General features: G+C 74.2%; 20 protein-coding genes and 1 pseudogene. 6 read left to right on the forward strand and 15 right to left on the reverse strand.

Annotation, left to right across the window (positions count from 1 at the left end):
- Positions 1-168: 168 nt before the first annotated feature.
- Both BMW62_RS08790 and BMW62_RS08795 read right to left on the reverse strand, forming a co-directional pair.
- A complete protein-coding gene (locus tag BMW62_RS08790; RefSeq protein WP_091930488.1) occupies positions 169-840 on the reverse strand; it encodes a dienelactone hydrolase family protein in 672 nt (223 codons plus the stop codon).
- Entirely contained in the window at positions 830-2,125 is a 1,296-nt protein-coding gene (locus BMW62_RS08795) for an erythromycin esterase family protein (RefSeq protein ID WP_211435051.1), read from the reverse strand. Before BMW62_RS08795 ends, BMW62_RS08790 begins: the two co-directional genes overlap by 11 nt.
- Positions 2,126-2,362: 237 nt before the next feature.
- On the opposite strand from BMW62_RS08795, the gene BMW62_RS08800 reads away from it, so the two are divergent.
- The gene (locus tag BMW62_RS08800) at positions 2,363-3,019 is read left to right on the forward strand and encodes a phosphoribosyltransferase (RefSeq protein WP_091930489.1); all 657 of its coding nucleotides are present in this window, start codon (positions 2,363-2,365) and stop codon (positions 3,017-3,019) included.
- 186 nt (positions 3,020-3,205) lie between these two features.
- On the opposite strand, the gene BMW62_RS22570 is transcribed toward BMW62_RS08800, so the two are convergent.
- The 4 genes from BMW62_RS22570 to BMW62_RS08815 form a co-directional block, all read right to left on the reverse strand.
- On the reverse strand, positions 3,206-3,592 hold the full coding sequence (locus BMW62_RS22570; RefSeq protein ID WP_170852294.1) for a type II toxin-antitoxin system VapC family toxin: 387 nt from the start codon (positions 3,590-3,592) through the stop codon (positions 3,206-3,208).
- Positions 3,589-3,852 (reverse strand): hypothetical protein, encoded by a 264-nt coding sequence (locus BMW62_RS22575; protein ID WP_170852295.1) that lies wholly within the window; start codon positions 3,850-3,852, stop codon positions 3,589-3,591. Before BMW62_RS22575 ends, BMW62_RS22570 begins: the two co-directional genes overlap by 4 nt.
- A 208-nt stretch (positions 3,853-4,060) precedes the next feature.
- On the reverse strand, positions 4,061-4,450 hold the full coding sequence (locus BMW62_RS08810) for a type II toxin-antitoxin system VapC family toxin (RefSeq protein ID WP_091930491.1): 390 nt from the start codon (positions 4,448-4,450) through the stop codon (positions 4,061-4,063).
- A complete protein-coding gene (locus tag BMW62_RS08815; protein WP_091930628.1) occupies positions 4,447-4,713 on the reverse strand; it encodes a type II toxin-antitoxin system Phd/YefM family antitoxin in 267 nt (88 codons plus the stop codon). Before BMW62_RS08815 ends, BMW62_RS08810 begins: the two co-directional genes overlap by 4 nt.
- 131 nt (positions 4,714-4,844) lie before the next feature.
- Here BMW62_RS08815 and BMW62_RS08820 point away from each other — a divergent pair, with 131 nt between their 5' ends.
- Positions 4,845-5,816, forward strand: coding sequence for a quinone oxidoreductase family protein (locus tag BMW62_RS08820; protein ID WP_091930492.1), 972 nt, complete (start codon positions 4,845-4,847; stop codon positions 5,814-5,816).
- A gap of 84 nt (positions 5,817-5,900) precedes the next feature.
- Here the strand turns inward: BMW62_RS08820 and BMW62_RS08825 are convergent, their stop codons facing one another.
- The 5 genes and pseudogenes from BMW62_RS08825 to BMW62_RS23150 form a co-directional block, all read right to left on the reverse strand.
- Positions 5,901-6,857 carry a VWA domain-containing protein gene (locus BMW62_RS08825; RefSeq protein ID WP_091930493.1) on the reverse strand — a complete coding sequence of 319 codons (957 nt, stop codon included), beginning with the start codon at positions 6,855-6,857 and terminating at the stop codon, positions 5,901-5,903.
- On the reverse strand, positions 6,854-7,882 hold the full coding sequence (locus BMW62_RS08830; protein WP_091930494.1) for a DUF58 domain-containing protein: 1,029 nt from the start codon (positions 7,880-7,882) through the stop codon (positions 6,854-6,856). The genes BMW62_RS08825 and BMW62_RS08830 overlap by 4 nt, the downstream gene beginning before the upstream one ends.
- Positions 7,883-8,145: 263 nt before the next feature.
- Positions 8,146-9,057: pseudogene (locus BMW62_RS08835) on the reverse strand (MoxR family ATPase); the annotation flags it as partial.
- A gap of 362 nt (positions 9,058-9,419) precedes the next feature.
- Positions 9,420-10,778 carry a C40 family peptidase gene (locus BMW62_RS08840; RefSeq protein ID WP_244523922.1) on the reverse strand — a complete coding sequence of 453 codons (1,359 nt, stop codon included), beginning with the start codon at positions 10,776-10,778 and terminating at the stop codon, positions 9,420-9,422.
- A 239-nt stretch (positions 10,779-11,017) separates the two neighbouring features.
- Positions 11,018-11,266 (reverse strand): hypothetical protein, encoded by a 249-nt coding sequence (locus tag BMW62_RS23150; protein WP_091930496.1) that lies wholly within the window; start codon positions 11,264-11,266, stop codon positions 11,018-11,020.
- On the opposite strand from BMW62_RS23150, the gene BMW62_RS08850 reads away from it, so the two are divergent.
- Entirely contained in the window at positions 11,232-12,077 is an 846-nt protein-coding gene (locus BMW62_RS08850; protein ID WP_091930497.1) for an SDR family oxidoreductase, read from the forward strand. The genes BMW62_RS23150 and BMW62_RS08850 overlap by 35 nt on opposite strands.
- A 30-nt stretch (positions 12,078-12,107) precedes the next feature.
- Here the strand turns inward: BMW62_RS08850 and BMW62_RS08855 are convergent, their stop codons facing one another.
- The 3 genes from BMW62_RS08855 to BMW62_RS08865 form a co-directional block, all read right to left on the reverse strand.
- On the reverse strand, positions 12,108-13,643 hold the full coding sequence (locus BMW62_RS08855) for an AMP-binding protein (RefSeq protein ID WP_091930630.1): 1,536 nt from the start codon (positions 13,641-13,643) through the stop codon (positions 12,108-12,110).
- Positions 13,644-13,845: 202 nt separating this feature from the next.
- Complete coding sequence (locus tag BMW62_RS08860) at positions 13,846-14,604, reverse strand: SIR2 family NAD-dependent protein deacylase (RefSeq protein ID WP_091930498.1); 759 nt, start codon at positions 14,602-14,604, stop codon at positions 13,846-13,848.
- Entirely contained in the window at positions 14,601-15,587 is a 987-nt protein-coding gene (locus tag BMW62_RS08865; protein WP_091930499.1) for a phosphatase PAP2 family protein, read from the reverse strand. Before BMW62_RS08865 ends, BMW62_RS08860 begins: the two co-directional genes overlap by 4 nt.
- 252 nt (positions 15,588-15,839) lie before the next feature.
- Here BMW62_RS08865 and BMW62_RS08870 point away from each other — a divergent pair, with 252 nt between their 5' ends.
- The 3 genes from BMW62_RS08870 to BMW62_RS22580 all read left to right on the forward strand — a co-directional run bounded on the left by BMW62_RS08870 (position 15,840) and on the right by BMW62_RS22580 (position 19,690).
- Positions 15,840-18,707 (forward strand): aconitate hydratase, encoded by a 2,868-nt coding sequence (locus tag BMW62_RS08870; protein WP_091930500.1) that lies wholly within the window; start codon positions 15,840-15,842, stop codon positions 18,705-18,707.
- Between the two features lie 88 nt (positions 18,708-18,795).
- A complete protein-coding gene (locus BMW62_RS08875; protein ID WP_244523923.1) occupies positions 18,796-19,515 on the forward strand; it encodes a sirohydrochlorin chelatase in 720 nt (239 codons plus the stop codon).
- A gap of 10 nt (positions 19,516-19,525) precedes the next feature.
- Entirely contained in the window at positions 19,526-19,690 is a 165-nt protein-coding gene (locus BMW62_RS22580) for a hypothetical protein (protein WP_170852296.1), read from the forward strand.
- A 22-nt stretch (positions 19,691-19,712) separates the two neighbouring features.
- On the opposite strand, the gene BMW62_RS08880 is transcribed toward BMW62_RS22580, so the two are convergent.
- A complete protein-coding gene (locus BMW62_RS08880; RefSeq protein ID WP_091930501.1) occupies positions 19,713-19,991 on the reverse strand; it encodes a hypothetical protein in 279 nt (92 codons plus the stop codon).
- Positions 19,992-20,027 lie beyond the last annotated feature (36 nt).

The following is a 20,027-nucleotide window of genomic DNA, read 5'->3' on the forward strand; positions in this document are numbered from 1 at the left end:
CCCGCCAGCAGTCTGACGGTGACCCCGAGGGCCCACAACCGGTGTGTCGCCGAGGTCTCGATCCGTCAGGTCTCCTGACGCACTCCGGGACGCGGCTGGGCTGCGCGGGGCCGTCGCTGCCTCGCCTGCGGTGGCCGAGGCAGGTGGACGGCGTCCGCCGCACGCGTGTCACCCCGCGGGTGACGGGGGCAGCCACCGGGCCAACCAGTCGGCGGACCGGCCGATCACCGCCTCGAGGGCTCCCGGCTCGGGGAACAGGTGCGATGCACCGGGCACCACGCTGAGCTCGTGCTCACCGGTGAGCCGGGTGGCGGCCGCCCGGTTGAGCTCCAGCACCTGGTGGTCGGCACCGCCGACGAGGAGCAGCACCGGCGCACGGACCCGCTGCAGCGCATCGCCGGCCAGATCGGGCCGGCCACCGCGGGAGATGACCGCGCGGACGCGATCCGGCCGGTCGGCGGCGGTGATGAGCGCGGCCGCCGCACCGGTGCTGGCCCCGAAGGTGGCCAGCGGCAGCCCGGCGGCGACCTCCGAGGTCCCCAGCCAGTCCGCGGCGTCGGTGAGCCGCCCGGCCAGCAGCCCGATGTCGAAGCGCAGTTCCCGGGTCGCTGCGTCGACCCGCTCCTCCGCCTCCGTCAGCAGATCCATCAGCAACGTGCCGAGACCGGCGTCCTGGAGACCGGCGGCGACCTGCTGGTTGCGCGGGCTGCGCCGGCTGCTGCCGCTCCCGTGGGCGAACAGCACCACCCCGCGAGCTCCGCCGGGGACGACGAGGTCACCTGCGAGCTGCGCGCCCGAGACGGGCACCTGCACGGCTTGCGTGGATCGGTCAGTCGGCATCGGGGAAGGTCTCCATCTCCCCGCCCGCGGGATGGGCCCCGTGCAGCGGGCTCAGCGCCCGGGACTCGTCGAACCAGCAGAAGGCGTCGTACCGGCGGCCGAGAACCGTGGGCACGTAGTTGCCCCACCGTTCCGCACCCGGGTGGTAGACGACGCCGACCGCGCGGTGCGGGCGTTCCTCGGCCAGCCACCGGGGCTGGTCCGCAGGGAAGACGAAGAGGGCGCCGGCCTCGCTCACCGCGTCGTGCAGCAGCGCCTCGGTACTGCCCCGGCGGGCGGGCGGCAGCGGCATCCGTTCCGTCGGAGCTCCCCAGCTGTCGGCCGCGATCACGCTGCCGTGGTGGCTGCCGAAGCCGACGATCACGACGTCGTCCTCGCCGTACCGCTCGCGGGCCAGCTCCCCGACGTTGACCATGCCCGAGTCCACCATGTCGGTGTACCGGGCGTCGCCGACATGGGTGTTGTGCTCCCAGACGACCGCCTTGGTCCCCGGCCCGTGGTGGTCCAGGAGGTGGTCCAGGGTGTCGACCATGTGGTGGTCGCGGACGTTCCACGACTCCGGTCCGCCGCGGACCATCGCCCGGTAGTAGGCCTCGGCGCCGGCCGCGACACGGGCGTTCTGCTCCGCGTTGAACGCTGCGTCCCGGTCGGCGCCCCCGTCGGTGACTGCTCGGGCGAGGATGTCGCGGAGCATGTCGACCACCGCGTCCTCGCAGCTGGTGGGCACCAACCGCGTCGCGCGGGCGTAGGACTGCGGGTCCTCGGCGTAGGGCTCGAAGCACCGGAACGCGTGCAGCGCGGTGTCCACGTGCTCGGGTTCGTGCTCGCGCAGGTATCCCAGGATGGCTCGCAGGGAGTCCCAGAGGCTGTAGACGTCAAGGCCGTAGAAGCCCACCCGGTCGTGCGGCGGACGCTGCGCGTTGTGCGCGCGCAGCCACCGCGTGAAGTCGGCGACCTCCTCGTTGGCCCACATCCACGTCGGCCACCGCTCGTACCCGCGGAGCACCTCGCGGGGGTCCGCGGCGGACGAGGCCAGCCGCACCGAGCAGTTGACCCGGTAGCAGTCGGGCCAGTCCCCCTCCACCCCGACGAAGGAGAACCCCCGCTCGGTGATCAGCCGGCGGGTGAGCGCCGCCCGCCACGCGTAGTACTCGTGCGTGCCGTGCGATGCCTCCCCGAGCAGCACGACCCGGGCGTCGCCGATCCGGTCCAGCAACGGGTCCAGGTCGTCGGCGGTCCGCAACGGATGGGCCAGATCGCGCACGTGCTTCTCGTCGTTCCCCACGTGGCCGCCCCCTCGATCGTCGTGTTCGCCGTTGCCGGTCACCGCACCGCGCGCACCTCCACCCTGCGCTGTCCCGGAACGCGGCGCACGCCCGGCGCCCGGATGTCCGCGTACCCCGTCCGGCAGCGCCGATGCCTGCCATCGGTCCCCGCTGGTCCGGCCACGGCGGCGATCCGTACCGGTGGCCGGCCGGGGTACAGGACCGGGGCGATCCGCGACGACCCGAGAGGGGCATCCATGTCCTCGACCACCAGACCGTTCGCCGACCGGACCGAGGCAGGTCGGGCGCTCGCCGCCCGGCTGACCGAGCACGCCGGCACCGACCCGGTCGTGCTCGGCCTCCCACGGGGCGGCGTCGTGGTCGCCGCCGAGGTCGCCGCCGCGCTGGACGCGACCCTCGACATCGTCGTCGTCCGCAAGGTCGGCGTCCCCTGGCAGCCGGAGCTGGCCATGGGCGCCATCGCCGCCGTGGACGACGACGTGGAGACGGTGGTGTCCGAGAGGGTGCTGCAGCACCTCCAGGTCGACGACGACGTCTTCGAGCGCGTCCGGCAGCAGGAGATCCGGGAACTGCGCCGCCGCGAGACGGCGTACCGGCAGGGACGCCCCGCGCCGCCGCTCGCCGGTCGGCCGGTGATCGTCGTCGATGACGGGCTGGCCACCGGGTCCACGATGCGGGCCGCCGTCGCCGCGATCCGCCGGCAGGGCCCCGGCCGCCTCGTCCTCGCCGTCCCCGTGGCCTCGCCCACCGCGTGCCGGACCCTCGAGCCGGAGGTCGACGACATGCTCTGCCTCTGGGCGCCGGACTCCTTCTCAGCAGTCGGGCAGGGCTACGAGAGCTTCGAAGCGACCACCGACGAGGAGGTCCGGAACGCGTTGGCCCGGTCCGCGTGATCCACATGCGAGGCGGCACCCGACGGAGGCCTCCGGCGTGGTCAGCCAGGTCCTGGCTCGACACATCTCTCGGGATGTCACCGGTCGCCGCCAGCACACCCGGGCGAGTGGCCGCACCTCCCGCCTCTGTCGATCGCCTCAACGCCCCTGCTCCACCGCGGTCACCACCATGCGAACCGCTCGGTGCTACGAGCGCAGGGTGACGAGACCGAGAGCTTCGGCTTCCCGCGCCAGGCGGCTGTCGAAGGCAGCGACGCGGGCAGCCGCATCCTGGGCGGCGAGCAGGACGCAGCAGTCCGGCATCCGCAGACCCGTGCCGGCACGCAACTGGGCAAGTCGGACGGAAGTGTCGGGGGGAAACGGTCGCTCGTCGACCTCGAGGTCTCGCAGGGCGGAGAGGGCTGCGTCGAGACGACCCGACCGCGCAGGCGCGACCAGCACCTCCGCGAGCGTCAGCGGATTGGCGGCGAACACGTCGTCGATCTCGCGCGCGAGCAACGAATTCGCCGCCTCGTGCTGGACGTCTTCGGCGTCCAGGTATGCGATGAGAACGCTGGCATCCAGCACGATCACGCGGGCCACTCCTCGCGCAGTCGCTGCAGGTAGTCGGAGCCGTAGACCCCGGTCAGCCCACCGCTGTGTGCACGCAGGGCCGCGAGCCGCCGCTGCCGCCGCTCGTCGTGCGCCCGCTGGGCGGCCTGATGACCTTCCAGGGCCAGTCGGGTGAGCAGTTGCGAACGGCTGAGGCCTGGAGCGCGCACCGCCGCTGCGTCCAGAGCAACAGCCAGCTCGTCCGTCTCGGTCACCATGTGGCGCGGGCGAGCAGTTGGCACGAGTGGAGTGTAGCACTTGCACATGGCGGTGTAGCACCGCATGCGTGACGGTCTGCTCGGGGGAAGCCGCCCGCGACGGCCGCCCCCCGCCGTCCAGCACGACGACGATGCATCTCGTCCGTTGGGCAGAGCCCCCTGCCCTCGGCATGTGCGCCGTGCAGTTCACCGCATCGGCGGTCCCGAGGCTCTCCGTCGTCGACAGCGGGGATCAGGCAGGGCGGACGACGGCCAGCCCCGACGCGCTCGCGGCGACACCCAGCTCGGAGTCGCAGGTGATCATCTCGTCCACCCCGACCCGGAGGGCGACAGCCAGGTGGACTGCGTCGTTCGAACGCAGCCTGCCGGGCAACGCCCCGGCCGTCCGCAGATCACCGCGCGTCAGATCGACCAGCGTGATGGTGTCGAGGACGACGCCCACCGCAGCCAGATCGATGTCGTCGGGATGGCGGTTGGCCGCACAGTGCAGCTCGGTGTGGAGCAGCCATGACGCGACCACGTCGGAGATCTCTTCCGACTGCAGGTACGTGGTGAGCGCCGCGGACTCCACCTCTTCGACGAGCAGCTTCATCGCCGCTGACGTGTCCAGGTACGACGTCACCAGCGGCCTCGGGCGTCGTCGGCCAGCTCCTGGCTCGACAGCGTGGCCGTGCGCCGCCGGATCGTCGACAGATCGGCACGAGGCCGGCGCGCTCGCCGCGCCTGTCCCCGCAGGACCAAGTCCTCGACCGTCGCGCCGACCGGGGGAACGATCACCGCGGCCAGCTGACCGTTGTTGGTCACCTGCACCGACTCCCCCGCCGCGACCGCACGAAGAATCTCTCCGCTGTTGTTGCGCATCTCCCGGTGCGTCACCGATTTCATGTAGCACAACGTAGCACCGGCGGGCAGATCCCGGTACGCAACCCGGTGCGACCGCATGGAGGAGAGCGCGGTGTGGCCGCGCAGCGCCCTCGGTCCAGCACGCCTGCACCCGGCTCCATAGGGTCACCGCCATGCGTGCTGTGCAGATCACCCGCTTCGGCGGGCCCGAGGTCCTCGACATCGTCGACATCGCCGAACCGGAGGCGGGTCCCGGCCAGCAGCTCTACGACGTCTCCACCGCCGGCATCAACTACGCCGACACCCACCAGATCGAGAACAGCTACCTCGCCGAGCAGAAGCTGCCGCTGATCCCCGGTGCGGAGTTCGTCGGCACCCCGGTCGGCGGCGGGCAGCGGGTCGTCGGCCTGCTCGACGGCGGCGGCTACGCCGAGAAGGTCGTGGCCCACGACTTCCTGACCTGGGCGGTGCCCGACGGCGTGAGCGACGAGCAGGCCCTCGCCGTCGTCCTGCAGGGCTCGACCGCCTGGCACCTGCTGCGCACCAGCGCGCACCTGGCCGAGGGCGAGACCGTCGTCGTCATCGCCGGCGCCGGCGGCGTGGGCTCGCTGGCCGTGCAGCTGGCCCGCAAGTGGGGCGCCGGCCGGGTCATCGCCACCGCCTCCTCCCCCGAGAAGCGCCAGCTCGCCGAGGAGCTCGGCGCGCACGCCACGGTCGACCCGGCGCTGGCCGACGACGACCCGAAGGCCTTCACCGGCGCGCTGCGCGAGGCCAACGGCGGCAAGCCCGTCGACATCGTGCTGGAGATGACCGGCGGCAACGTGTTCAACGGGTCGCTGTCGGCCCTTGCGCCCTTCGGCCGGCTGGTCACCTACGGCATGGCGGCTCGGCAGGAGACGCGGTCGGTTCCGCCCGGCATGCTCATGCAGAAGAGCCGCGCGGTCATCGGTTTCTGGCTGGCCCACTGCATGGCCCGCCCGCAGATGATGGACGCCGCCATGACCGACCTGCTGGCCATGGTCGACGCCGGTGAGCTGAAGCCCGTCGTCGGCGGCCGCTACCCGCTCTCCGCCGTCGCCGACGCCCACCAGGACCTGCTCGCCCGCCGCACCACCGGCAAGCTCGTCCTCGACCCCAGCCGCTGACCGCTCCGCGCCACGCCGGCTCGACCGCGCGGTGCGGCGCCCTTCCCGCCGTGTACGGCGAGGAGGGCTGCCGCACCGCGCGGTTCACACCAGGCGGTTGGTCCAGAACAGGCTGAGGACCGCACCGAGCAGCACGACCAGGACGCCGGCCCGCACGAACCAGGGGCTGATGTCCTGCGGCTCGGTGGTGTAGCCGATCTGGCTGCCCAGGTCGGCGTACACCTGCTCCAGCTCCGCGGCGCTGGCGGCCTCGCTGTAGCTGCCGCCGGTCTGGTCGGCGATCTCCTCGAGCGCCGCCCGGTCCACCGGCACCGGCACCCGCTCCCCGTCGATGTCGAGGGTGCCGTAGTCGGTGCCGAACGCGATCGTGGAGACCGGCACCCCGGCGGCGCGCGCGGCCTCGATGGCCTGCGTGTCGTCGCGGCCGACGGTGTTGGTGCCGTCGGAGAGCAGCACGATCCGCGCCGGCGGCGGCTCCTCCCCGGCGCTCTCCAGCGAGGCCTGGAAGTTCTCGATCGCCGCCAGCGAGGTGAACACCGCCTCGCCGATCGCCGTCGCCTCCGCGAGGTCCAGGTTCTCGATCGCCACCGCCACCTGCGCCCGGTCGGTGGTCGGCGGCACCACCGTGGTGGCCGTGCCCGCGAACGTCACCAGGCCGAGGTTGATCCGCTCGGGCAGCACGTCGACGAACTCGGTGGCCGCCCGCTGCATCGCCTGGAAGCGGCTCGGCTCGACGTCCTGGGCCTCCATCGACAGCGAGACGTCGACGGCCATCACGACGGTCGCCCGCTCCCGCGGGACCCGCACCTCGGTGCTCGGCACGGCCAGCGACACCACGAGCGTGGCGAGGCCGAGCGCGACCAGCCCGAAGGCGAGGTGCCGCTTCCAGCCGGGCCGCTTGGGCACCAGCGAGCCGAGCAGCGCCACGTTGGTGAAGCGGGCGGCGTACGCCTTGCGCCGCAGCTGCAGCACCACGTACACGGCCACGAGCAGGGCGACCACCAGCAGGGCCAGCAGCCACCACGGGGACTGGAAGGTCATCGGGAGGCCCCTCCGCTGCCGGCACGCCGGCGTTCGGCGACGAAGCGGACGACGTCCATGAGCCAGTCACGGTCGGTCCGCAGGTGCAGGTGCCCGGCCCCGGCCCGGCGCAGCGCCGCCGCCACACGCGTCCGCTGGGCGGCGGCGCCCTCGGCGTACCGGGCGCGGAACTCGGCGTCGCCGGTGGGCACCTCGAGCGTCTGGCCGGTCTCGGGGTCGACGACGGTGAGCAGCCCGACGTCGGGCAGCTCGAGCTCGCGTGGGTCGACGACCTCGACGGCCAGCAGGTCGTGCCGGGCACCCAGGCCGCGCAGCGGGCGCTCCCAGTCGTCGTCGCCGAGGAAGTCGGAGATCACCACGACCAGCCCCCGGCGGCGCGGCGGGCGGCGCAGCGTCTCCAGCGCCGCGGCGAGGTCGCCCCGGCGTCCGGTGCCCGCCCGCGGCGTCGCCACCACCGAGCGGAGCAGCCGCTCGGCGGCGAGCCGTCCGGGCAGCGCCGGGTACCGGTCGACCCGCTCCCCCGTGGTGACGACGGCGCCGAGCCGGTTGCCGCCGTGCACGGTGAGGTGCCCGACCGCCGCCAGCCCGGCGATGGCGAGGTCGCGCTTCTGGCAGTTGGCGGTGCCGAAGTCCAGGCTCGCCGAGAGGTCGACCACCGCCCAGGTCTCCAGCTCGCGGTCGGCGATGGTCTCGCGGACGTGCGCCACCTGGGTGCGGGCGGTCACCGGCCAGTCCATGCGCCGCACGTCGTCGCCCGGGTGGTAGGTGCGCGAGTCACCCGCCTCGCTGCCCGAGCCGGGGACGAGGCCGAGGTGGTCGCCCTGCAGCAGCCCGTCCAGCCGGCGCCGCACGGTGAGCTCGAGCCGGCGCAGCAGCACGTCGGCCGGCCCGTCGGCGAAGCGGGGCGGGGATCCGTCCTCACCCCCGGGACCGGTGCCCGAGCCGGGCGTCGCCGGGTGCAGCAGCAGCCCCTTGTGCTCGGGCGCGGCCGGCGGCGGCTCCGCCCGGCGACGGCGGCCGATCACGTCCGCTGGGACCCGGGTGCGGCGCCGTTGGAGCTGCCGTGCTGCCCGTTGTCCCCGTGACCCGGCTGACCGGGGCCCTGCGGACCCGCGCCGTAGTGCGGGCCACCCGGCGCCTGCGGGCCGTTCTGCCCCCACGGGCCGCCCTGCGGCGGACCGTAGAACGGGCCGACCTGACCGGGCGGCACCGAGGGCCCGCCCGGGACGCCGGGGCCGCCGCCGGAGGCACCCTGCCGGGGCGCGACCTGCGGCAGCGGGACGGTCTGCACGATGCGCTTGACGATGTGGTCGGCCGGCACGCCGTCGGCGAGCGCGTCGTAGGACAGCACCAGCCGGTGGCGCAGCACGTCGGCGGTGACGTCGAGGACGTCCTGCGGGAGCACGTAGTCGCGCCCGCGCACCAGCGCCAGGGCGCGGCCGGCGGCGATCAGCCCGAGCGAGGCCCGGGGGCTCGCGCCGTAGGCCACCCACGTGGCGACGTCCTCCATGCCATGCTCGCGCGGCGACCGGGTGGCCACGACGAGCCGGACGACGTAGTCGACGAGGGCGTGGTGCACGAACACCTGCGAGGCCGTGCGCTGCAGCCGGCGCAACTCGTCCGGGCCGAGCACCGTCTCGGCCACGGGGGGCTGCGAGCCCATCCGGTAGATGATCTCGCGCTCCTCCTCGGCGCTGGGGTAGTCGACCAGCACCTTCATGAGGAAGCGGTCGCGCTGGGCCTCGGGGAGCGGGTAGACGCCCTCGTTCTCGATCGGGTTCTGCGTCGCCAGCACGAGGAACGGGTCGGGCAGCGGGTGGGTGACGCCGCCGATGGAGACCTGCCGCTCGGCCATGACCTCCAGCAGCGCCGACTGCACCTTGGCCGGGGCCCGGTTGATCTCGTCGGTGAGGAGGAAGTTGGCGAAGACCGGGCCCAGCTCGGTGTCGAACGCGTCCTGGCCGGCCTTGTAGATGCGGGTGCCGATGATGTCGGCCGGCACCAGGTCGGGGGTGAACTGCAGCCGGGAGAACGTGCCGCCCACGACGGTCGCCAGCGTCTCGACGGCGAGGGTCTTGGCGACGCCGGGCACACCCTCGAGCAGGACGTGCCCCCGGGCGAGCAGCGCGACGAGCATCCGCTCGACCAGGCGGTCCTGGCCGACGATGACGTGCTTGATCTCGAAGAGCACCCGTTCCAGGCGGGCGGCGTCGACCGAGGGGGGCACGGGTGCCTGCGGGTGGGCGGGCACGCTCTCGGTCGGTGTGCTGGCAGCGCTGGACACGTGGCTCCCTGGTCGTGCCGGGCCGCGACCACCCGGCTCGGGCAGGCCGTCGACGGGGCGGTGTCGTGCCGGCCCCGGCCCAGTGTCCTACACCCGAGGCGTGTGCCGCCGCGCCGTCGCCACCGACCCGCGCGCGCCTTCGCGGAACGACCTGGGAGGGAGGAGGATTTCCCTGCCCACGGCAGGCCGGGGCTGCTAGCGTGTGCGGTGCGTCGGGCAGCTCCCCCCGTGGCTGCCCGACGCCTCACGTCCGGCCTCGTCCCGGCGACGGATCCGGCTCAGCGAGCGCTCGGCCGTACCGCGCCGAAGTAGGTGCTGCTCGAGGTGCGCGCCGGGGCCACGGTCACGTGCTTGCCGCGGTCCGGCGCCTCGATCACCTGACCGCCGCCGATGTAGAGCGCCACGTGCGTGATGGACATGTAGTCGCTCCGGGTGCCGCCCCAGAAGAGCAGGTCGCCGGGCTGCAGGTCGGCGGTCGCCACCTGCTTGTCCCGGTTGAGCCACCACTGGTCCCGGCTGGTCCCGCCGATGGCGATCCCGGCACGGGCGTAGGCGTACTGGGTGAGGCCCGAGCAGTCGAACCCGAAGAGCTGGCTGTCCGGCGGGATCCCGTTGCTGGGGCCGTTGCTGCCGCCGCCGCCCCACGAGTACGGGACGCCGAGCTGCGACCGCGCCGCCGCGATGGCCGTCTCGGCCGCCGATGCCGACGGCGCGCCGGCCGTGCCCCCGGAGGGACGCTCGGGCGTCGGGGTGATCGGGACGGGGGCAGGCACGGGGGCGGGCGCGGGCCTGGTCGGGGTGCGCTGCGGCGCCGGCGCGGCGGCCTGCCGGGCGGCCGCCTCCCGCGCGGCCGACCGGGCGCCCTCCAGCCCCTGCAGCACCTGCTGCGCCTGCTGGAGCTCGGCCTGGAGACCGTCCTCCTGGGCATCGAGCGCGTCCGCCTGCCGGCGCGCTTCCACCTCCTGGGTCTGCGCATCCGCCAGCAGGTCGGCCGCCTGCTGCTGCACGGCGGCGGCCTGCTCGGTCGCCTGCTGGGCGGCCTGCTCCGCCGTCGCGGCCTGCACCTGCAGGACGGTGAGCTCGGCGACGACCTCGGTGCGGTTGGTCCCAGCGGCCTCCAGCAGGGCCGCGCGCTCGATCAGCTCCGCCGGGCCGGCAGCGCTGAGCAGCGCGGTCATGCCCGGAGCGGTGGAACCCTGCATGTAGCTGGCCCGCGCGAAGGAGGCGACGTCGTCGCGCCCCTCCTGGAGGTCGGCGGCCGCCTGGGCCGCCGCGGCGGCCGCGGCGTCGGCGGCGGCGCGGGCGGCGTCGTAGGCCGCCTGCTTGTCCTCGTAGTCCTGCAGCGCGATGAGCGCCGCCTGGTGCAGGGCCTCGGTGTTCGCCCGCGCCCGCGCCAGCTGCGCGCTGATCTCCCCGACGCGCTCGGCGGCGTCTGCCCTCGCCTGCTGCGCGGTACCGAGCTCGGCGTCGCTGGGGTTCCGCGGCGCCGCGCCGGCCGCCGACGGGGTGAGGCCGATCGCCACCGCGGCGACGAGGACCGCCACGACCGCCCGCAGCGCCGCCCGGCCGCGCCCGACCACCCCGGCGGGGGACCGGGTACCGCCCCGCACCGCGCACGTCCGCGCTCCGCTGCCCACCGCTGCCTCTTCCCGACGTCCGACGGGCACCCGGACGGGTGACCCGTCGGGGGCATCGGCGAGAGCCGGCGAACCGTTGAGGAGGCCTCACCCCGAAGGGGTGGATCGCCCGGGTGGATGACGGCGGCTCTCCGCGCGCGCCGTCCTCGCGTGCGGGCCGCCGTCCTCACGCTGGAGCACGAGGACGGCGGCCCGCCGGTGCGGTCGGCGCGGCGGACGAGGGCCGTCGCTCCGGGACGTCAGCGGCGGTGCCAGCGGCCCAGTTCGAGGACGGTGCCGCCGGGGACCTCGCCGCCGAGGCGCCGCAGGATCGCCGCCTCGCCCCGGCGCTGCACGAACGCCCGCGGCCGGGAGTCGACCCACAGCCGGGTCGCGTCGACGTGGGTCGGCGGGACGGAGGTCGTGTCGCGCTCGGTGCGGTTGTGCCCGGCGTCGCCTGGGCAGAACCGGGCGGTGCCCGACCTCCAGGATCGCGTCGTCCTCGTCACCGGCGGGAGCACCGGCATCGGTCGCGCCGTCGTCCACCGCCTGGCCGCCGACCGTGCGCGGGTGGTGGCCTGCGCCCGCGACCAGGGGCGGCTGACCGAGGCGCTGGCCGGCGTCGACGGCGCGACCGGGGTGCGGGCCGACGTCTCCTCACCCACCGACCGGGTGGCGCTCGTCGAGCGGGTGGTCGCCGAGCACGGGCGCCTGGACGCGGTGGTCCTCAACGCGGCGATCGGCTACGCCGGGCTCGTCGAGGACACGCCGCAGGAGGCCGTCGAGACGATGATCGCCACCAACCTGACCGGGGTCGTCGACCTCGCCCGCCTGGCCCTCCCCCACCTGCTGGCCGCGGCCGCCGAGCGAGGGCGGGCCGACGTCCTCGTCACCGCCTCCTCCGCCGCGCTGGCACAGGTGCCGCCGCTGACCGTCTACTCCGCGACCAAGGCCGGCGCGCACGGCTTCGTCAAGGGGCTCCGACGGGAGGTCACCGCCCGCGGCGTCCGGGTGCACTCGATCACCCCCGGGCCGGTGTCGACCGAGTGGCTGGTGCGTGGCCGGGGTGCGGCGCCGGTCTCCGACGAGGACGCCGAGGGGCGGCTCTCCCCCGGCATCCGCCCGGAGCGGGTGGCCGAGCAGGTCGCGCGCAGCCTCGGCTCCTACTGGTCCCGCACGGTCGCCGTACCGCGGTGGATGGGCCTCGCGCGGCTCGGCGAGGTCCCGCCCGTCGACCGGCTCCTCGACATGACCCTCTCCCGGCAGGTGCACCGCATCCGGCGGATCACCGACCGGCTGGTGGCCGAGCGCGACGGTTGAGACCCCGCGCTCGGCCCGGTGGGGGCGCCCTCAGTTCACCTTGCGCTCGGAGCCGGCCCAGAAGTCCTCGCGGAGCTTGAACTTCTGGATCTTCCCGGTGGCGGTGCGGGCCAGCTCGCCGCGGAACTCCACCCGCTTCGGCGCCTTGTAGCCGGCGATCCGGGCCTTGCAGTGGGCGATGATCTCGGCCTCCGTGGCCTGCTCGCCCTCGACGAGGACGACGATGGCGGTGACCATCTCCCCCCACTTCTCCTCGGGGATGCCGATGACCGCGACCTCCGCGACCGCCGGGTGGCTGAACACCACGTCCTCGACCTCGATCGAGGAGACGTTCTCGCCGCCGGTGATGATCACGTCCTTCTTCCGGTCGGAGATCGTCAGGTAGCCCTGCTCGTCGAGCGTCCCGCCGTCCCCGGTGTGGAACCAGCCGTCCTCCAGCGCCTCGGCCGAGGCGTCGGGGTTCTCCCAGTAGCCGGCGAGCACGGTGTTGCTGCGCGCCAGCACCTCGCCGCTGTCGCTGATCGCCATCCGGGTGCCGATCGACGGCACGCCCGCCCGGGACAGCCGCTTGGCGCGCTCCTCCGGGTCGAGGTCGTCGTGCTCGGCGCGCGGCCGGTTGATGGTCAGCAGCGGGGCGGTCTCGGTGAGGCCGTAGATCTGGTTGAACTCCCACCCGAGCTCGGCCTCCACGCGGGCGATGGTCCGCGACGGCGGCGGCGCGCCCGCGACGATGATCCGCACCCGGTCGCGCCCGGGGATCTCGCCGTCCCAGTCTGCGGCGGCGTCCAGGACGGCGTTCCAGACCGCCGGGGCCCCGGCCATCACCGTCACGCCGTGCCGGTCGACGCGGCGCAGGATCTCCGCGCCGTCGATCTTGCGGATCACCACCTGGCGGGCGCCGACACCGGCCATGGCGTAGGGCAGGCCCCAGCCGTTGCAGTGGAACATCGGCAGGGTGTGCATGTAGACGTCGCGGTCGCTGATCTGCATGTGCATGCCGAACGTGACCGCGTTGACCCAGATGTTGCGGTGGGTCATCTGCACGCCCTTGGGCCGCGCCGTCGTCCCGCTCGTGTAGTTGATCGTGGCCGTGGCGTCCTCGTCCGGCTCCGCCCACGGCTGGGGCTCGGCGTCGAACCGGAGCAGCTGCTCGTACTCCTCCCCCGTGCCGAACCGGTGGTCGGCGCGCACGCCCTTGAGCGAGGTCTCCAGCTCGGGGTCGACCAGCAGCACCCGGGCGCCGGAGTGGCCGACGATGTACTCGACCTCCTCTGGCTGCAGCCGGAAGTTGATCGGGACGGCGACCCGGCCGGACGACGGCACCGCCAGCAGCAACTCCAGCAGCCGGGCGGAGTTGTGGCTGACGATCGCCACCCGCTCCCCCTCCAAGACGCCCAGGGCGTCGAGGCCGGCCTGCAGCGCCCGGCCGCGCCGGGCCACCTCGCGGTAGGACACCTCGCCGAGCGACGGTGCGGGCTGCGCCGGCTCGTCGACGATGCCGACGCGGTCGCCGTAGACGAGCTCCGCGCGGTCGAGGAAGTCGCGACTGGTGAGGGGTACGCGCATGCCGGCTCCCGGGCTGCTGGGCCGGTGCGGGCCGGCCGTGGACGTGGTCCCCGTCACGCTATCGGTCGTCGGGGACGGCGACGAGCCGCGCGGCGCGTGCGGCACCGCCGTCCTCCCGCTGGGATCGGGGAACCTGATCGTGGAGGGTCCTCCCTCGGCGCGGACGGTGAGCGAGGACGCGCCACGGCGAGGGAGGACGGGGTCAGCCCGCGGCGACCAGCCGCGGCAGCGCCGGCCCGATCGGCTCGCGCACGACGAGATCGGCGACGTCGTCGTACGGCGTCGGCTCGGCGTTGACCACCACCACGCGGGCCCCGTGGCGGACGGCGACGTCGACCAGCCCCGCCGCCGGGTGGACCTGGAGCGACGTGCCCACCGCGAGCAGCACGTCGCAGTCGCGCGCGGCTGCGCCGGCGGCGTCGATCACGTCGGGGTCCAGCAGCTGCCCGAAGCTGATCGTCGCCGACTTGAGGATGCCGCCGCAGGCGCGGCAGGGCGGGTCCGGCTCACCCGCGGCCACCCGGTCCAGCGCCTCCTGCATCGTCGTCCGGGCGCGGCAGCCCAGGCACTCGACCTCGTGCACGGTGCCGTGGATCTCCACGACCTGCGCGGGGTCCGACCCCGCCGCCTGGTGCAGCCCGTCGACGTTCTGGGTCACCAGCGCGCGCAGCCGGCCCTGCCGCTCCAGGTCGACCAGCGCGGCGTGCCCGGCGTTGGGGCGCACGTCCATGGCGCCCATGTCCCGGCGCATCAGCCAGGCCCGGCGCCGGATGTCCGGGTCGGCGACGTAGTAGGACAGCGTCACGAGCTTCTCGGCGTCCGGGTCACGGGTCCAGACGCCGTTCGGTCCGCGGTAGTCGGGGATGCCGCTGTCGGTGGAGATGCCCGCACCGCTGAGCACGGTGACGCGGCGTGCGGCGGTCAGCCAGCCGGGCAGCGGGTCGGGGACGGTGCCGGTCACACCCGCCACGGTAGGGGCCGGGCGGCCGCGCGGCGGGCCCCGGCCCGGGTCAGGCGCCCGGCCGGCGGCGCGAGCAGGACGACGGCGCACGCGTACGCGGCACCCAGCAGCGTGTCGACGACGTAGTGCTCCCCGGACCAGACCAGGACCACCGGCATGAGCACGGCGTAGGCGACCAGCCCGGCCCGCTGCCAGCCGTACCGGGCCAGCGGCAGCAGCACGATGCACATGAGGACGGCGAAGGCGGTGTGCAGCGAGGGGACGGCGGCGACGAGGTTCACCTGCCCCTGCCCGGTCTCGAGCAGCACCCCCGCGCGCGGCAGCCCCAGAACCTCCCACCCGGCGTTGCTGATCCGCGCGACCGGCTCGATCACGCCCTGCTTGGCGGCCAGCCACGGCGGCGCGGCCGGGTAGAGCACGTAGGTGACCAGCCCGGCGAGGGAGAGCGCCACCACCAGGCGGGCGCAGCGGGCCCAGCGGGCGCGGTCGCGCAGCCACAGCACCGCGAGCACCACGGGGGTGAGCACGAAGTGGCTGCTGTAGACCAGCGTCGCCACGGCCTTCCACCAGTCGGCCCGCACGTGCTCCTGCAGCCACACCGTGGGCAGCACCCCCCCGGTGAGCCAGCGGTCGGCGTCGGCCACCTCGCGCACGTGCACCGGCATGCCCAGGCCGTCGGCCAGCCCCCGGGTGGCGTCGTAGGCCAGCAGCACCGCCACCAGCGGCAGCCAGTCCACGAGCAGGCGCACGAGGCGCCGCCAGCCGTGCGTGACCGAGGTGACGGCCAGCCCCGCGAGCACCCAGCCGAGCAGGACCACGCGGTCGGTCGGCAGGCCGCGCGCCGCGCAGGTGAGCACGAAGGCGACGAGGACTCCGGCCCAGAGCACTGCCGCGACGGCGCGGCCCCGGGCGCCGGCTGCGGTGTCCCGGAGGACGGGCGGGGCCGCCGCCGGGGCGGGTGCCGATGGGTCGACCGCGGTCATGGCGCGGGACCGTAACCGCGCGCCGGCGCACGGGACGGACCCGCGTGCCCGGCACGCCGTCCCGGGGCGAGCGGTGGGGCTGCTGCGGCGGCGCGGACGGGAGGGACGGTCGGACTCCGCGCCTTGCGCCGTCGGTGACACAGGTCACCGGGTGAGGGAAGGGTCGCCTGACTCGGTGCTCCCGGCCGCGGGCTGGGATGATGGGGGGTGGTCAACGACGCGTGATGAACCACGAGGGGTAGGCGCAGAGAAGTGGCAGCCAGCAAGGACAGCTTCGGGGCCCGGTCGACGCTCGCCGTCGACGGCACCGAGTACGACATCTACCGGCTCGACGCGGTGGAGGGCGCGGAGAAGCTGCCCTTCAGCCTGAAGGTCCTCCTCGAGAACCTGCTGCGCACCGAGGACGGCGCGGACATCACCGCCGACCACATCCGCGCGCTGGCGAACTGGGACCCGTCGGCCGAGCCCGACCAGGAGATCCAGTTCACCCCGGCCCGCGTGGTGATGCAGGACTTCACCGGCGTGCCCTGCATCGTCGACCTCGCCACCATGCGCGAGGCCATGGCCGAGCTCGGCGGCGACCCGCAGAAGATCAACCCGCTCGCCCCGGCCGAGCTGGTCATCGACCACTCGGTGATCGCCGACGTCTTCGGCACGCCGGAGTCCTTCGAGCGCAACGTCGAGATCGAGTACGAGCGCAACGGCGAGCGCTACCAGTTCCTGCGCTGGGGCCAGGGTGCCTTCAGCGACTTCAAGGTCGTCCCCCCGGGCACCGGCATCGTCCACCAGGTCAACATCGAGCACCTGGCCCGCGTGGTCTTCCCTCGCGCTGAGGAAACCGCGGGCGGCCCTCGGATCGTGGCCTACCCCGACACCTGCGTGGGCACCGACAGCCACACCACGATGGTCAACGGCCTGGGCGTGCTGGGCTGGGGCGTCGGCGGCATCGAGGCCGAGGCCGCGATGCTCGGCCAGCCGGTCTCGATGCTCATCCCCCGCGTGGTGGGCTTCAAGCTCTCCGGCCAGCTCCCCGACGGCGCCACCGCCACCGACCTGGTGCTCACGATCACCGAGATGCTCCGCGAGCACGGCGTGGTCGGGAAGTTCGTCGAGTTCTACGGCGAGGGCGTCTCCGCGGTGCCGCTGGCCAACCGCGCCACGATCGGCAACATGAGCCCCGAGTTCGGCTCCACCGCGGCGATGTTCCCCATCGACGAGGAGACCATCACCTACCTGCAGCTGACCGGCCGCAGCGAGGAGCAGGTGAAGCTGGTCGAGGCCTACGCCAAGGAGCAGGGCCTCTGGCACGACCCGTCGCGCGAGCCGGTCTTCTCCGAGTACCTCGAGCTCGACCTGGCCACGGTCGTCCCCTCGATCGCCGGGCCGAAGCGCCCCCAGGACCGGGTGGCCATCACCGAGGCCAAGCCCGCTTTCCGCGCCGCGCTGGCCGACTACGTCCAGGCCGACGAGACCGGCGGCGAGGACCGCAAGCCCGGCGTGCCCGGCCAGGAGCAGCCCTACGGCGTCGAGTCGGAGGCCGACGAGGCCTCGGCGGAGTCGTTCCCCGCGTCGGACCCGGTGAGCCCGTTCGCGCACGGCAACGGCGACGCCGGGAAGCCGCACCACTTCGACGGGCACGACGTCAGCCGCCGGCCGAGCAAGCCGACCCGCGTGGTGATGGAGGACGGCACCGAGACCGAGGTCGACCACGGCCACGTGGTCATCGCCGCGATCACCTCCTGCACCAACACCTCCAACCCGCAGGTGATGCTCGGCGCCGCGCTGCTGGCGAAGAACGCCGTCGAGCGCGGGCTGGCCACCAAGCCCTGGGTGAAGACGACGCTGGCCCCCGGGTCCAAGGTCGTCATGGACTACTACGAGAAGGCCGAGCTCACCCCCTACCTGGAGAAGCTGGGCTTCTACCTGGTCGGCTACGGCTGCACCACCTGCATCGGCAACTCCGGCCCGCTGCCGGAGCCGGTGTCGGCGGCGGTCAACGAGGCCGATCTCGCCGTCGTCTCGGTGCTCTCGGGCAACCGGAACTTCGAGGGCCGGATCAACCCCGACGTCAAGATGAACTACCTGGCGTCCCCGCCGCTGGTCATCGCCTACGCGCTGGCCGGGTCCATGGACGTCGACCTGAACAACGACCCCCTGGGCCGGGACGCCGACGGCAACGACGTCTTCCTGCGCGACATCTGGCCCTCGCCGCAGGAGGTCCAGCGGGTCATCGACCAGGCCGTCTCCGCGGAGCAGTTCGGCCGCAGCTACGAGGACGTGTTCGCCGGCACCGAGCAGTGGCAGAACCTGCCCACGCCGACCGGGAACACCTTCGAGTGGGCCGAGGAGAGCACCTACGTCCGCCGTCCCCCGTACTTCGAGGGCATGCCGGCCGAGCCCGCCCCGGTCCAGGACATCACCGGCGCCCGCACCCTCGCGGTGCTGGGTGACTCGGTGACCACCGACCACATCTCGCCGGCCGGTTCGATCAAGGCCGACAGCCCCGCGGGCACGTACCTCCGCGAGCACGGTGTGGACCGCCGCGACTTCAACTCCTACGGCTCCCGGCGCGGGAACCACGAGGTCATGATCCGCGGCACCTTCGCCAACATCCGGCTGCGCAACCAGCTGGTGCCCGGCACCGAGGGTGGCGTCACCAAGAACCACCTGACCGGCGAGACGACGACGATCTACGACGCCTCGCGCGCCTACATCGACGCCGGCATCCCGCTGGTCGTGCTGGCCGGCAAGGAGTACGGCTCGGGGTCCTCCCGCGACTGGGCCGCCAAGGGCACCGCGCTGCTCGGCGTCAAGGCCGTCATCGCCGAGAGCTACGAGCGGATCCACCGCTCCAACCTCATCGGCATGGGCGTGCTGCCGCTGCAGTTCCCGGAGGGTCAGAACCGCGAGTCGCTCGGCCTGACCGGCGACGAGGAGTTCACGATCACCGGGATCACCGCGCTGAACGACGGCTCGGTCCCCCGCACGGTGAAGGTGAAGGCCGGCGACGTCGAGTTCGACGCCCGGGTGCGCATCGACACCCCCGGTGAGGCGAACTACTACCGCAACGGCGGGATCATGCAGTACGTCCTGCGCTCGCTGCGGGGCTCTGCCGCCTGATGCACCTGGTCCTGGGCGGTCGCGGACCCTTGCTCCCCGGCGCGAGCCGGAAGCGGGGGTCCGCGACCGCCCGGGCCCTCCACGCCCGGTGACCGCTCCCCCGGCGCCGGTGCTGGTCGCCTGCGCCCACGGCACCCGCAACCCCACCGGCCGGCGGCTGGTCGCCGAGCTGGCGCTGGCCGCCCGCACGCTGCGCCCCGGCCTGGTCACCGCCGCAGCGTTCGTCGACGTCCAGCCGCCGACGGTCGTCGACGTCGTCGCCGGCCTGTCCGCCGAGGGCCGGCCGGCCGTCGTCGTCCCGCTGCTGCTGTCCGGCGGGTACCACGTGCACGTCGACATCGCCGGGGCCGTTGCCGCGCACGAGTCCGCGGTCGCGGCCCGCCCGCTCGGGCCCGACCCCCGGCTGGCCGAGGTGCTGCACGCCCGGCTGGTCGAGTCCGGCGCTGATCCGGCCGACCCCTCCACCGCCGTCGTGCTGGCCGCCGCCGGGTCCAGCGACCCGCGCTCGGTGGCCGACGTCGACCGGACGGCCGCCCTGCTGCAGAAGTCCTGGGCGGGGCCGGTGACCACGGGCTACGGCTCGGCCGCGCAGCCGCCGGTGCCCGACGCCGTCGCCGCCGCGCGCGGGCGGGGCGTCCGGCGCGTGGTGATCGCGTCCTACCTGCTCGCCCCGGGGCACTTCCACGACAAGCTCGCCGGAGCGGGGGCCGACGTCGTCACCGCACCGCTGCTGCCCGACGACCGGATCGCCGCCGTCCTGCTCGACCGCTACGACGCGGTCCTCGGTGCAGAGCAGTCGGGCCGATAACGTCACGGCGGTGATGTCGCTGATCGGGCTCGCCACCTACCTCGCCCTCGTGGCCCTCTTCCTCTACGCCCTCTACCGGGTGGTGAACCGGGCGGTGCTGCACGCGCTCCGCACCCACTCCGCCGAGGTGCGCGCCGCCGCAGCGCCCGAGGGCTCCTCCCACCCGGGTCGCTGAACCGGGGGCCGCGCCGCCCGGCTCAGGCCTGCCAGCCGAGCAGCCAGCCGCCGACGGCGACGGTGAGGACGAGGACGGCGGCCGCGAGCACCGGGACCATCGGCGTCCACCACGAACGGGCGAGCGCGAGCCGGACCAGCCACGCCGCCAGCACCAGCCAGAGCACCCACAGCGGGAGCAGCGCGTACAGCGGCACGGCCAGCCCGCTCACCAGGTAGAAGTAGCCGACGACCAGGTGCGCGGCGCCCGCCACCCCGGCGAGCAGCAGCGCACCCAGGTCGCGGGCGGTCCCGGTGGACATGGCAGGAGTATGGCCCCGCCGGCGGCGCAGCCGGTC

It is taken from the genome of Blastococcus sp. DSM 46786 (assembly GCF_900109665.1).
Lineage (GTDB): Bacteria > Actinomycetota > Actinomycetes > Mycobacteriales > Geodermatophilaceae > Blastococcus > Blastococcus carthaginiensis.